Annotated in this window: 15 protein-coding genes; 12 read left to right on the top strand and 3 right to left on the bottom strand. The window is 44.7% G+C overall.

Annotated elements, in window-relative coordinates; genetic code table 11:
• On the bottom strand, positions 1-1,074 hold a 1,074-nt coding region (locus ACTXGO_RS04550; RefSeq protein WP_443573485.1), incomplete at its 3' end, for a phosphohexomutase domain-containing protein.
• Positions 1,075-1,338: 264 nt separating this feature from the next.
• Here ACTXGO_RS04550 and mazG point away from each other — a divergent pair.
• The 8 genes from mazG (at position 1,339) to yjgA (ending at position 8,901) form a co-directional block, all read left to right on the top strand.
• Complete coding sequence (gene mazG / locus ACTXGO_RS04545; protein WP_443541327.1) at positions 1,339-2,112, top strand: nucleoside triphosphate pyrophosphohydrolase; 774 nt, start codon at positions 1,339-1,341, stop codon at positions 2,110-2,112.
• Complete coding sequence (locus ACTXGO_RS04540; RefSeq protein WP_443541192.1) at positions 2,099-2,479, top strand: ComEA family DNA-binding protein; 381 nt, start codon at positions 2,099-2,101, stop codon at positions 2,477-2,479. Before mazG ends, ACTXGO_RS04540 begins: the two co-directional genes overlap by 14 nt.
• Positions 2,480-2,677: 198 nt before the next feature.
• On the top strand, positions 2,678-4,849 hold the full coding sequence (gene pcnB, locus ACTXGO_RS04535; RefSeq protein WP_443541191.1) for a polynucleotide adenylyltransferase PcnB: 2,172 nt from the start codon (positions 2,678-2,680) through the stop codon (positions 4,847-4,849).
• Positions 4,850-4,872: 23 nt separating this feature from the next.
• A complete protein-coding gene (gene folK / locus ACTXGO_RS04530; protein ID WP_317199641.1) occupies positions 4,873-5,391 on the top strand; it encodes a 2-amino-4-hydroxy-6-hydroxymethyldihydropteridine diphosphokinase in 519 nt (172 codons plus the stop codon).
• Between the two features lie 212 nt (positions 5,392-5,603).
• Positions 5,604-6,404, top strand: a complete 801-nt coding sequence (gene panB, locus ACTXGO_RS04525; protein WP_317199640.1) for a 3-methyl-2-oxobutanoate hydroxymethyltransferase — start codon at positions 5,604-5,606, stop codon at positions 6,402-6,404.
• A gap of 29 nt (positions 6,405-6,433) precedes the next feature.
• Positions 6,434-7,318 (top strand): pantoate--beta-alanine ligase, encoded by an 885-nt coding sequence (gene panC, locus ACTXGO_RS04520; RefSeq protein WP_443541190.1) that lies wholly within the window; start codon positions 6,434-6,436, stop codon positions 7,316-7,318.
• A 55-nt stretch (positions 7,319-7,373) separates the two neighbouring features.
• Entirely contained in the window at positions 7,374-8,351 is a 978-nt protein-coding gene (gene rapZ, locus ACTXGO_RS04515) for an RNase adapter RapZ (protein ID WP_443541189.1), read from the top strand.
• A 40-nt stretch (positions 8,352-8,391) separates the two neighbouring features.
• Positions 8,392-8,901, top strand: coding sequence for a ribosome biogenesis factor YjgA (gene yjgA, locus ACTXGO_RS04510; RefSeq protein ID WP_317199637.1), 510 nt, complete (start codon positions 8,392-8,394; stop codon positions 8,899-8,901).
• 122 nt (positions 8,902-9,023) lie between these two features.
• On the opposite strand, the gene ACTXGO_RS04505 is transcribed toward yjgA, so the two are convergent.
• Positions 9,024-9,644, bottom strand: coding sequence for a thiol:disulfide interchange protein DsbA/DsbL (locus ACTXGO_RS04505; RefSeq protein WP_317199636.1), 621 nt, complete (start codon positions 9,642-9,644; stop codon positions 9,024-9,026).
• Positions 9,645-10,019: 375 nt separating this feature from the next.
• Here ACTXGO_RS04505 and ubiG point away from each other — a divergent pair, with 375 nt between their 5' ends.
• The 4 genes from ubiG (at position 10,020) to ACTXGO_RS04485 (ending at position 12,848) form a co-directional block, all read left to right on the top strand.
• Positions 10,020-10,826, top strand: coding sequence for a bifunctional 2-polyprenyl-6-hydroxyphenol methylase/3-demethylubiquinol 3-O-methyltransferase UbiG (ubiG, locus tag ACTXGO_RS04500; protein WP_443541188.1), 807 nt, complete (start codon positions 10,020-10,022; stop codon positions 10,824-10,826).
• A 106-nt stretch (positions 10,827-10,932) separates the two neighbouring features.
• The gene (locus ACTXGO_RS04495; RefSeq protein ID WP_443541187.1) at positions 10,933-11,643 is read left to right on the top strand and encodes an HAD family hydrolase; all 711 of its coding nucleotides are present in this window, start codon (positions 10,933-10,935) and stop codon (positions 11,641-11,643) included.
• 37 nt (positions 11,644-11,680) lie between these two features.
• A complete protein-coding gene (locus ACTXGO_RS04490; RefSeq protein WP_443541186.1) occupies positions 11,681-12,496 on the top strand; it encodes a YciK family oxidoreductase in 816 nt (271 codons plus the stop codon).
• An 85-nt stretch (positions 12,497-12,581) separates the two neighbouring features.
• Complete coding sequence (locus ACTXGO_RS04485) at positions 12,582-12,848, top strand: DksA/TraR family C4-type zinc finger protein (RefSeq protein ID WP_317199632.1); 267 nt, start codon at positions 12,582-12,584, stop codon at positions 12,846-12,848.
• A 39-nt stretch (positions 12,849-12,887) separates the two neighbouring features.
• Here ACTXGO_RS04485 and ACTXGO_RS04480 read toward each other — a convergent pair whose 3' ends face one another.
• Positions 12,888-13,568: an exopolysaccharide biosynthesis protein gene (locus ACTXGO_RS04480; protein WP_435950053.1), complete on the bottom strand. Its 681-nt coding sequence runs from the start codon at positions 13,566-13,568 to the stop codon at positions 12,888-12,890.
• Positions 13,569-13,633: the final 65 nt, after the last annotated feature.

Genomic DNA, 13,633 nt, shown 5'->3' with positions numbered 1-13,633 from the left:
CGCGGACATCTCACCGCCATAGACAGCGCCTGACTCTCGCATCACCTGCTTGATAAAAGAGTGTCCTGATTTACTGATAACTGCCTGACCGCCATGAGCGTCGATAACCGCTTCGGTGTTGTATATCACCCGAGGGTCGTAGACGATAGATTCGTTGGCATACTTATTCAAAAACGCTTGAGCAAGCATACCAACGACGTAACTACCATCGATAAACTCGCCGTATTCATCGAATAAAAAACAGCGATCAAAATCGCCGTCAAAAGCAATACCTAGATCAGCTTTGTTGTCTAAAACTGCCGCTTTGGTAGCCACTCGATTGACCTCAATCATAGGATTGGGGATACCATTAGGAAAACTACCATCAGGGGTGTGATGTAGCTTGATTACCTCAATTGGCGCGCCAGCCGTCTTAAGTTTATGGACTAATAAATCAACAACGGGGCCTGCGCTACCATTGCCTGAATTAATCACAAGCTTCAAGGGTTTAAGTATATCGATATCAATAAAATCGATGACATGATTGATATAAGCGCTTTTGTCTGTCAATAACTGTATTTGTCCCGCTGCATGCGTTGGGGTAAAGTCGCCAGACTCAGCTAACGCTTGAATCTCAGCTAAACCATCGTCACTGCTGATTGGTTTTGAGTGCTCTTTGACCAGTTTAAGTCCATTGTAATTAATTGGATTGTGGCTGGCAGTGACTTCAATGCCGCCCATCGCTTGATAGTGACTGGTCGCAAAATATACCTCTTCGGTGCCGCTCATGCCTAAATCGATAACATCGACGCCTGCATCTATAACCCCTTTGATAGTCGCCTGTTTAAGGGTTTCACTTGAGTGGCGAATGTCGCTACCGATGACGATAGCCGTTTGCAAGCCCTCCTTATTCTCACTCTTATCGGTAGCCTTAAAACGCGCTGATAAAATCTGCGCAAAGGCGCGCCCGATACGATAGGCAATGTCTTCATCCAAACTTACGCCCAGCTCACCGCGAATATCATAGGCTTTAAAGGAGCTGATAGTTATAGGTTCAAATGAGGGGGCAGGTTGATAGTTCGCTGAGGCAGACATAAAAGGGACGTTCCTTGCGTTTAAAATAGTATCGTTAATTGTAGCAGTAGTATGACTATAAGCGTCTACTTATTCAATGCTACACTAAGCGATAAATCAAACTCGTTCAAGCAAGCAATAAATCTAATAATCTAATGAGAGCAGGTGATGACAGTACTTAATAACAACGCAGCCACAAGTAAAACGCCAAAAACCATCATAACGCCCAAGCCAGCATTAGGCGTACCAGAAGCAACAGGTGAGCTTGAGGATTTATTGGCGCTTATGGCACGCTTGCGCAGTGATTGTCCTTGGGATCAAAAACAGACTAATCATAGCCTAATCCCTTACGCCATCGAAGAAGCCTATGAGCTTGGCGCGGCGGTACAGACTGACGATGACGAAGATATCAAAAGTGAGCTGGGTGATGTGCTATTACAAGTGGTCTTTCATTGTCAGCTTTATGCTGAGCAAGGGCGTTTCGACATTAGTGACGTAATAGCGACTCTACAACAAAAACTGATTCGTCGCCATCCACATGTGTTTGAGGCTGAGAGTCTCAAAGATGAGACGGCCGTAAAAGCGCGCTGGGATGAGATCAAAGTTGTGGAACGACAAGCTGATGAAGCAAGGGGTAAACCAAGACGCCGGTTAGATGCTATCAAAGCAGGGAGTGCTCTGATGCAAGCGCAAGAGGTGCAAAGTCAAGCCTCAAAATTAGGCTTTGATTGGGACGGAGTGGACGGCGCATTTGATAAGCTTGAGGAGGAGATCAATGAGCTTAAGAGTGAAGTGAGTAATCAAACAGACGCTGATATCCAAACCAATATCGCTGCTATCGAAAAGGAGCTGGGCGATTGTATATTTGGACTGGTCAACGTCGCGCGTAAGTTAGGTCTTGACGCAGAAGCGGCTACGCTCACCTGCGTGCATAAATTTAAATCACGCTTTGGCTATATCGAAACACAACTAGAGCAGGCAGGTAAGCGCTTTGAGGAGAGTGACATACAGGAGATGGATGCACTATGGGAGGCCGCCAAACAGCATGAGCGCCGTTAATAAATATGCAACTTACAACAGTAGCCTTATGTTTTGTCTATTGTTAATAGGCTGTATTATCAGTGCTTTGCCAGCCCAAGTCCATGCAGCGCCTTGTTTCGATGATCCTGCAAGTGCTTATCAGTATTTGTTGGCACAAGAAAAATCAGCAGTGCAAGCACGAGAGCAAAAAAGGGTGAATATCAATCGTGCGAGCGAGGGTGAGTTGACCTCGCTAAACGGTATCGGCAGTAGTAAAGCGCAAGCGATCATCTTGTACCGCGAGATGTTCGGCGACTTTAAATCAGTTGATGAGCTACAAAAAGTCAAAGGCATAGGCGCAAAAACGATTGAAAAGAATCGCTCTCGCTTACAGATAAGCGAATAAGACGCTTGATATCATGGCACCTAGCCCGCATACACTTTGCGTACGACGCTTTAGCACAGCAAAAGTGACAAATTAGCACTTAAGGGATAACCATAACATACCCAGCTTGCACAAAATTTGTTAAACTAGCGAGTACATCCGCCTGATGAACACTGTGTTCGTTAGGGGTGATCGAGAACACCGTTGAGGAGTAGATGCATGGCAGAGCGCGCCGCCAAGCAGTTAGAACTAAATAAATCTGAATTACCCAATTCCATTACCGAAGTTATTGCCACTTTGTCCCGATCTGGGTTTGATGCCTATATCGTCGGTGGCGGCGTGCGCGATACCTTGTTAGGCCTACGTCCAAAAGACTTTGATGCGGTCACTGATGCCAAGCCTCATGAGATCAAAGACGTCTTTGGCAAGCGCTGCCGCATTATCGGTCGCCGTTTTCAGCTGGCGCATGTTTACTCTGGACGCGAGCTCATTGAAGTCGCTACTTTTCGCGGTCCGCCCACCAGTGATGCTAACACCAACCAAGATGGTATGATCCTGCGTGACAATGTTTGGGGCGATATTAAGCAAGACTTCTCGCGTCGTGATTTTTCTATTAATGCGCTTTATTATCAACCGCTAAAAGGCGTGGTACATGACTTTTGCGGAGCGCTTGATGATATAGACAATAAGGTAATTCGCCTGTTAGGTCATGCTCCGGTGCGTATCGAAGAAGATCCTGTACGTCTGCTGCGCGCGCTACGTTTTAAGGCCAAGTTAGGTTTTGAGTTTGATGACGAGTTAGCAGGGCAATTTCACGAGAGTAATTGGGCTCTACTGGAACAAATATCGCCCCATCGCCTCTATGATGAAACGCAAAAGATGTTTACTGGTGGCTACCTAGTACCGCTGCTACCGCTCTTGTTTGAGTCAGGTGCAATCGATAGCTTGATGATATATCCACCCGCTGAACCAAGTCCACTGGTCAAACAAGTGGCTATTAATACCGATAAGCGTATCGCAGCGGGCAAGAGTATCAATCCGGCGTTCTTTTATGCGGCGCTATTGTGGGAGAACTACCTACATCAGTTAGAAAAAGCCAAAAACCGTAATATGCCTTTTGCCGATGCACAGATGCATGCAGCAGGTAAAGTGATCGATCGTCAACGCATCAAAACGGCGATTCCTAAGTTTGCCGAGCAGTTTATCCGCGATATTTGGCTATTGCAGCCCAAACTTGCTGCGCCGCGTACCAAGCAAATTGTACAACTGTCCGAGCATCCGCGTTTTCGCGCAGGCTTTGACTTTTTATTGTTGCGTGAGCAGTGCGGTGATAGCGATCATCCTTTATCTGAGTCTACTAACGGCATGGGCGAGTGGTGGCAGACGTATCAGACCTTGTCTGAAAAAGAGCAGGCTCAAGCGATCGATGATTTTGATGACAGTATTCGCCGAGGATCGTACAAACAAAATCAGCGCTCGCGCGGTCGTAATCGTCAAAAGCAAAATGATTTGCAAGAACAAAGTCATTCTAATAAGCACAATGATACTGATCACAACCAAGACAAAGCTAAGCCACAAGAGACTGCGCCGCCTATGAATGATGATTCAAATGTACCCACTCGCCGCCGCCGTCGCCGCGATGATACTCAGTCTTTATCTACAGAGCTACAAACGTCCTCTACTAAACCGAAACAAGCTCTCAATGGCAAGCAGCTGGCAAAACAAGACCGTAAAGAGCTTGCATTACTAAAGCAGTTGTCATTAGCCAGTAGTGAAAATAAGCGTGCTAAATCTAAATCTCAGCCAGAGCCGCTATTGGTAATAGAGCATGAAAAGGTAGTGCCGCCACTACAAAAACAGCTGGAGGTGGATAAATCGGCTAAACCTAAATCTCGCCAAGTCTCGGCTAAAAATAAAGCATCTGTTGCTGATACTGAGTCGGTTGATATAAAGTCGGTTGATAAGAAGTCAGCTAGGGATAAAGAAACGAAGAGTAAGCCGTCTGATATTGCTCTTGAGAATAAGCAGGCGTCAAAGGCTAGCAAAGAGAGCAAGCAGTTGCCTGCACAAACGCCGCAGCTGGTTACGGCAAATAACGAGCCGATACCGCACAAGCGCCGCCGCCGTCAGCCTAGTACTACCTTCTCAGACGTTTTGAGCAAGTCTGATACCCTGCCTACTCCAAAGGTGGCAAGTCGCGATAAGAATAAAGATACGTTGACTGACAAAGCACAAACGACTAACAAAGAAGCTAGTAAACGAGAAGCTAAAACGACTAAAAGTAAAAAATTGGCTACGCCAAATCAGAGCAATACAATCAGTAGTCAAGGACCTGTGCCCGCAAAACGTCGTCGCCGTCAGCCTAGTACTATCAGCACTGACAGTGTTTAAACTAATATAGTGTTTAAAATAAAATGGCAAAGATAACAGATGATAAGTGGGTAACCGCTTATGTTGGTTTAGGAAGCAACCTAACCAACGAGCTGGGTACGCCAATGGAGCACTTGCAGTTCGCTATTAAAAGTTTGCTTGCAGCAGATCAGATAAAAGAGGTACAAGTGTCCTCATTTTATCTATCAGCGCCAATGGGGCCACAAGATCAGCCAGACTTCGTTAACGCAGTCGCAGGCTTTGAGACGAGCCTACCCCCGTTTGAACTACTAGCATTTTGTCAAGGGTTAGAAAACAACGCTAAGCGCGCGCGATTGCGTCACTGGGGCGAGCGCAGTTTAGATGTTGACATCTTGTTGTATGGTAATGCGCTGTTAGCAGAGCCGACTTTGATAATACCGCATGCAGGTTTGTATGAGCGCAACTTTGTTTTGATACCTTTGCTTGAGCTTAAGCCAACCCTCAAAGTTGCAGGCGTACCACTTATCAATTGTGCATCCAGTACAGACTGGACAGGGTTAAAGAAGTTAGGTGACAATTAGACAAGTCTATTGTTACTGATAGTGGGTTCAACATAAAAACGATACAACGGGACTGGAATGCTTTTTTTAAAACATAGGTTGCGCAGCATCGAGCAGCGTAGACACAGCACGCCAGTAAAATTTATACCAGTTCCGCGTTTAAATATAATGTATCTGTTTTATTTAGAATCGACTATATCAAAACTATTTATTGCCAAGTTATCGAGAAATGTATGACCACTTTATCTACGCTAAAAAATCTCAAAAAAGACGGGACTAAATTTACTTGCCTGACCTGCTATGATGCCATGTTTGCGCGCATGATGAACAAAGCAGAGATTGACACGATATTGATCGGGGATAGCCTAGGTATGGTGGTTCAAGGTCATGACTCTACGCTACCTGTCAGCGTCGACGATATGGCTTATCACACTGCTAATGTCGCGCGTAGCAATGACAAAGCACTGATTCTGGCTGATTTGCCGTTTATGAGTTACGCCACTTTGCCAGAAGCAATTGCCAATAGCCGCAAGCTTATGCAAGCGGGCGCCCATGTCATCAAGATAGAAGGCGGCAGCGAGCTGTGTGAGCTTGTGACTACCTTAGCGCAGGCAGGTACGCCTACTTGTGTACATCTTGGTCTGACCCCGCAGTCGGTCAATGTCTTTGGAGGTTATAAGATTCAAGGACGTGGTGATGCTGCCGCTGACAAATTGCTTAATGATGCCAAAGCTTTGGTAGAAGCAGGGGCGGCGATTATCTTATTAGAATGCGTGCCCGCTGATTTGGCAAAATCTATTACGCAAGCTATTGATGTGCCTGTGATTGGGATAGGCGCAGGCGCGGATACCGACGGTCAAGTGCTGGTCATGCACGATATGCTAGGTATGGTACATGGGCGAGTGCCGCGCTTTGTTCATGACTTTTTGACCGATGAGCGCAATACACAGCACAGTATCGAAGGCGCCTTTGCCTTATACCAGCAGTCGGTCCGCGAAGGTAGTTTCCCAAAACAGCAGCATCAGTTTGATTAGCTGAGTATCTTTTATAACTAGAGCTATTTATGCCTACTATCTACCACCGTATTTCAGATTTGCGCTCAGCCTTAGCGTCCAGCCGATGCAAGTTAGATAAGCCAAAGCGCATTGCATTAGTGCCGACGATGGGCAACTTGCATGAGGGGCATTTGGAGCTGGTCAGTATCGCAAAACAGCAAGCTGATATCGTTGTTGTTAGTGTCTTTGTCAATCCTACCCAATTTGGTATTGGTGAAGATTTTGACAGTTATCCGCGCACTTTGGACGAAGATGTCAGTAAGTTGACCACCGTTCACGCTGATTATGTCTTTGCACCTAGTATTGATGAGATGTATCCTGTACTGCCGCCGCCAACTCTAGTGCTTGCAGGTGCTATCACAGATCAATTATGTGGTCAGTCGCGTCCTGGGCATTTTGATGGCGTTGGTATTGTGGTCTCAAAATTGTTTAACATTGTACAACCCGATGTAGCTGTATTTGGACAAAAAGACTATCAGCAATTAGCAATTATTAAGCAGCTAGTACGTGACTTAAGCTACCCTATTGAGATTATAGGAGCCCCTATTGTCCGCGCTACCGATGGCTTAGCACTATCATCGCGCAATCAATACTTAACGGGTATAGAGCGAAAGATTGCCCCGTTATTACATCAAGAGCTACAGCAACTGGCTAAGCAGCTATCTGGTACTTATGATAATGATGAGCTAAATATGCTTATAAGTAATAGTCGGCAGCGACTAACTGATGCAGGTTTTGTTGTCGATTATTTAGAAGTCAAAACCGCGCAATTAGAGTCGATTACTGATAACGGATCTAATCTTAGTTCAGAGTCTGCTAATGCCATTATACTCGTCGCCGCGAAGCTAGGGCAGGCACGTCTATTAGATAATGAGCCGTTCACTTTTAAGTAGATAGTGCTGCAATACCCAAAAAATTTGATAAATGAATAGACAAAGGTAATTGATCATGGATACGGATAATAAAGACGATAATCTAGATCAAACCTCGTTGTCTGATACAACGGTTATATCTGAGATCACAAAAGAAGAAGTCGTGAGTATCTTAGTAGTTTCTGGTCGTTCAGGATCAGGCAAGACCTCCGTGCTTAACATTTTGGAGGACTTGGGATATTACTCTATCGATAATTTGCCCTTGTCTTTAGTCCCTCAAGCGGCGCAAAGGCTCGTCGGAGATAGTGGTATAAAGCGCTTAGCGCTTGGCGTTGATATTCGTACGCCGCGCGCAGATTTATCAAATTTTTCTACTATACACGACACTCTTAAGCAGACTTACGGTGAGCAAGCGGTTCAGGTGGTGTATGTAACCGCGCAAGATAGCACCTTGGTCGCGCGTTTTAATGCCACGCGCCGCGTACATCCATTGATGACCAAAGACACGCTGAGTACTGAGCATAGTACTAACAATTTACCTGCAGCTATAAAAAAAGAGAGCGATTTGCTCCAGCCTATCTTTAAGCGCGCGGATATGAAAATTGATACTAGCATGCTAAATATTCATCAACTAAAAGAGCGTTTGCGCGATTACGTTGGCGTTGACAACAAAATCGTTATCAACCTGCTATCCTTTGGCTTTAAGTACGGCAATCCTATTGATGCCGATTTTGTATTTGATGTGCGCATACTTCCAAACCCGCATTGGAACCCTAAGTTACGTACGGCAACTGGGTTAGATCGCAAGGTTAAGGAGTTCTTTGCTGACTATCCAGAAGTGGACGAGATGGCAGAGGATATCAGGACGTTTTTGGAGCGCTGGTTACCTAATTTTTTACATAATAATCGTCATACGGTCACTGTTGCTATCGGCTGCACAGGTGGCAAACATCGCTCAGTCTTTATCACTCAGCAACTACAAGACAGATTGGCAGCAAACTTGCCTACAGATTTGACAGTGGCAACTAAGCATCGCGAAAAGCATATGTGGTAGCTGCCTCTTATTTATTTTTTATTATTATATGGATAGTACTATGGTTGACTGGTCAGAACAGGACATGCGCGTCTCGCGTACTGAGCTTAAAAAAGCGCATGAGCGCTTGCAGGCTTTATCGATACCCTTGTCAAATCTATCAAAAAAACAGCTCAAACAATTACCTGCCAGTGACTACTTTATGGCAGAGCTGATGGCGCTCACTGATATTACCAGCGCCAATGCTCGCAATCGCCAAACCAAACGCGTGGGCAAACTGATTGGTGAAGAAGATCGTCATACTTTAATCAAAGCATTATTCGACGCTTACTTTCCAAACGAGCAAGTTGCCAAGATCGAGAGCTGGTATGGTAGGCTTAATATTAATGATGAAGGCACATTAAAGCAATTTACTAAACAGTATAAAGCGTCTGAACATAATAGCCTGCACCAACTGCTATTATGGATTGAATATGCTAAGTACAAGCAAGACGATGAACTACTAGCTGAATCACAAGAAGATCTTGCAACCTATATTCGTGAAGTCACTATTTTGTCAGATCTAAAGTAGCTTGTCAGGCTTATGACAAATTAGAGAGTCTACTCATAAAATCGGTAAACACTAAATTCACAACGAAAAAGCCAATCTTTAAGGATTGGCTTTTTGCATTTAAATCTAAACAAGACTAAAAACTATTTTTTCTCAGCACGTACTTTATCAACGAGATAATCAACGACTTTAGGCACTTTAGCGCCTTCACCAGTCACGACATATTTACCTTGGACCACTACCGCTGGCACGCCTGATAATTGATAGCGCTTAGCGCCTGCTTGTGAGCGACCAATTTTGGTGCCGACGGCAAACGAGTTATAAAGACTATTAAATTTCTTTTTATCGACGCCTTTTGAAGCATACCAGTTGGCAAGGGAGGCCTGATCAAACAGCTTTTTACCGTCTTTATGAACGGCATCAAACAACGCGTCGTGGGTTTTGTTCTCAAATCCAAGTAACTGCGCAGCATAAAATCCGCGTGCGCTGGCTTCCCAAACAGGATTTAGCGCCGCTGGCGTCTTAAAAAAAGCCACATCTTTATCTTTAGTTTTTGCCCATTTTTCCATGTGCGGATTAAGCACATTACAGTGCGGACAACCATACCAAAAAAACTCACGGACGATGATTGCATCACCGCTAATATTTTCTGGATTATCAAGTACTCGGTAATCCTTGCCTGCTACATAATCAGCTGCCTGCGCGCCCATAGAGGCAAACCCAATAGCCATCGCCAAACCAGTCAGTGTCATGACACGTTTCATACGTTTTCCTTAAGGGATAAAGTCTTAAATACTTTGTAAAGTGAGAGACATAGTGTTAAGCGATGGTCGCTTAGCACCACATGCAATAACGTAAGCTATAATAGCTCAAAACGCCGCCTTTTGTGAACCGTATTCTTAACTAACCGTTGTAAAGCTGTGAGCTATTATTTAGCGACTCTTACTTAGCACTATAAAAACAAAATATTGTCGATATTGATAGCGATTTAAAAGAGTCGACAAAAAGCAAACTCGTCATGTTCTCAAGTTAACAATACCGCTTATAATAGCCCACGTATGTATCGACCTAAATAGACGCACTCATGATAATATTAGGTTATAAAATTTATGACAATACATATATCTAAGGAAAATCCTATGAGCTCAGCGCCGCATGCTGCTACTGATAATCAAACAACGACTAATACAAACACAATCAATGTAGATCCTAGCGAAGTTGAAAAGTTTAACAACTTAGCCGGCGAGTGGTGGAGTAACACAGGCGCCTTTGCAACTTTGCATGAAATTAACCCGCTACGTCTGAACTGGATAGAGGACAATGTCAAGAGTGGCTTTATAAGTGATGATACTGATAAAACATCTGATACAGGTCTGGCTGGCAAAACCGTATTAGACGTCGGCTGCGGCGGCGGTATTTTGTCTGAATCTATGGCGCGTCGCGGCGCTGACGTGACGGGTATCGATTTGGGCGATGAAAACCTCAAAGCAGCGGCGGTACATGCCAAGCAAAGCGGCCTTGAGAGTACTCTGCGGTATCAAAATATTCCTGTAGAGGAGCTGGCAAAAACGCACGCTGGGCAGTTCGATGTGGTGACTTGTATGGAGATGCTCGAGCACGTACCAGATCCAAGCTCTATTGTTACCGCCTGCTTTGAGCTATTGGCGCCAGGCGGGGTTAGCGTTTTATCTACCATTAACCGTAATCCTAAATCCTATCTGTTTGCTATTATTGGCGCAGAATACGTGCTGCGTCTGCTTGATCGCGGTACTCACGACTATGCCAAATTTATCACTCCAAGCGAGCTTGATAAGATGGCAATTAATGCTGGATTTACTCGTCAAGACATTATAGGTTTGCATTATAACCCGATAACCAAGCGCTATTGGCTGGCACAAAACGTTGACGTCAACTATATGATTGCAGTGCAAAAGCCGATGGTTTAAGCCTATGGCTAATGATGGTTAGCCATAGCAACTTGTATTTTAAATCTCAGCTTTTAGAAAAAAGCATTACCTCTATTAAACCTATCTACGAAAAGAGTGTGTAATTATGAGCAAATTTATAAAAGCAGTTTTATTTGATCTTGATGGCACCTTGATAGATACAGCCGCTGATTTTGTGCGTATTATCGGTAAAATGAGTCAACAGAATAACTGGCAAGCGCCGCCTGAAGCGCAAATTCGTGAGCAAGTCTCGGCAGGCGCTTCTGCTATGGTCAAGCTGATGCTACGCCATAATAATCAAGATCAAGTCACAGAAGAGGAGTTACTAGCCTTTCGTCAGCAGTTCTTAGATGATTATGAAGCGGACATTTGCGTCGATAGTCAGGTGTTTGATGGACTTGAATCTGTACTCACAACTTTAGAGCAAAAAGGCGTTCCTTGGGGCATTGTCACTAATAAACCGCGCTACCTAGCAGAGCAGCTACTACAAAAAATGGATTTGGACGAACGCTGCGCCGCCTTAGTTTGTCCCGAAGATGTCGCTCGCTCTAAACCTGATCCTGAACCTATGTACATGGCGTTAGAGAAACTTGCTATACCGCGCGGCGCAGCTGGCTGCGTACTGTATGTCGGCGATCATATACGCGATATCGATTCAGGTAACGCCGCTGGCATGCCAACTATTTTGGCAGGCTATGGCTATATTCCGCCTGAGGACCAAAAGACTTTGAAAAAGTGGGGCGCAGATTATATTGTCAACACGCCTGAGCAGCTAAGCAAGTTGCTATTGGCGTCAGGTACATTTGAGTATATTTAAAATTTTATTCTTTATTTAACCAGCTGTGAGTATAAGCATGACCGATAAGAGCACCCAGTCAGCAACCCAAAATAAAACTACGCCTTCGTTAAACCATGATGATATTCGAAACTTCAATGCGCAAGAGGACTGCTTGGCAGGCAAACGTATATTGGTAACTGGCGCAGGCGCTGGTATTGGCCGCGTTGCCGCTTTGACTTACGCGCGTTATGGGGCAACGGTATTATTACTGGGTCGTACCAGTAGTAAATTAGAAGCGGTCTACGATGAGATCGAGGGCGCAGGTGGTAAGCAGCCTGCTATATTGCCAATGGATCTAGAAAAGGCTGACTACAATGAGATGCGCAATCTGGCATTGTTAATCGAAAACGAGTTTGGTCAGCTGGACGGTGTTTTACACAACGCCGGTATACTTGGTGATCTGACGCCACTTGAGATGTACGATGTCGACACTTTTGCGAAAGTCATGCACGTCAATGCTACTGCTACCTTTATGCTCACGCAAGCATTATTACCGCTACTCAAAGAGAATGATAATGGCTCTATTGTGTTCACATCTAGTACAGTAGGGACGCATCCACGCGCATTTTGGGGTGCTTATGCCCTCTCTAAGCAAGCAGTGGAAGGTATGAGTGATATCTTTACTCAAGAGACGCAAAATACCACAAGCCTGCGCTTTAACTGTATTAATCCAGGTGGCACCCGTACTAATATGCGCGCGCATGCCTTTCCTGGTGAGAATCCAATGACTCTCAAAACGCCTGAAGACATTATGGCAGGTTATGTATGCTTAATGAGTGACGAGAGTATTGGCGTTCGCGGACAAGTTGTCGCCTTGCAGCCAAAATCATAGCGCATTGAAATGTTAGAACCTAGCCCCATCTAATTGTTCTTAAAGACTTTTATAGCTCCTAACAATAAATGAAAAGGATCAGGTTATGGCAGGTGGATGGTCAAGAGATGGCGCTGAACATGAGCAGATGGATGCAACGGTCAATGACGCTTTAGATCGCGTACGCAGTGCCATACCCAAAGGTGAAAGTAGCGAATTTTGTGATGAGTGCGGTAATGAGATTCCAGAGGCACGCCGAAAGGCTTTGCCTGGCGTACAGCACTGCGTGAGTTGCCAGACGGAACTTGAGCAAGCAGCAAAAGCGTCTGAGCTATTTAATCGACGTGGTAGTAAAGACAGTCAGTTGCGCTAATACATTTAACGTACTTACCTGTTTGTTTTACAAACCCTTTTATCCCATAAGTACCTGAGTCACCAAAAAGTAGGCGGTCACTATACTCAAAAGTAAAGCTGCCAAAAAGACGTAGCCATCTTCGGTGATTAGTCCAATAGCAAACAATATGATAGCGGCAGCGGGTATCATAACAGCAAAGGGTACAACCTCTAATGGGATCATAGCTAGGGCAGCAAAAACACATACTGCTGCTGCTAGTTTTTTTGCCTTATCAGAGCTCAATACTGTCAATCTTGGTTTAACAATCTTATCAATCCGCTTCGTCGCTTTTTCGGCGATAGCGACGCCTTTATGTAGCTTGTCCTGCTCAAAACTCACCTTATCGATAAATTTGGGCAGCCACGGGCGTTGTTTGCCAAATAGCATCTGTATACTAATTAAAGCAATAATGACTCCGCAAACTGTCGGTACTCCTGGTATGCCACCTGTAGGCATAATAGCAATCAAAGCAGGCGCAAACAGTAAAGGTCCAAATCCTTTTTCACTAAGTGCTGACATGACGTCGCCAATACTAACTTTATCAGTATTTTTGTCAGGTTCAATCTTATGTAGGACTGTAGTCAAGCTAGTGTCAGAATGAGAGGAGTGACTAGCGCCGCTTTGCTCTGTACTCTGAGCGCTTACGCTAGTGTCATCCTTTGAGTCTTTAGACTTTGAACTGGTTTTACTTTCTAACACCGCTACTCCTGAGCGCTTTATTACGCGTCACTATACATTGTCTTTAAGAAGCATCGTTTTTAGGA

This window comes from Psychrobacter sp. T6-1, from assembly GCF_052258445.1.
This window is presented reverse-complemented; position numbering and strand designations above follow the sequence as displayed.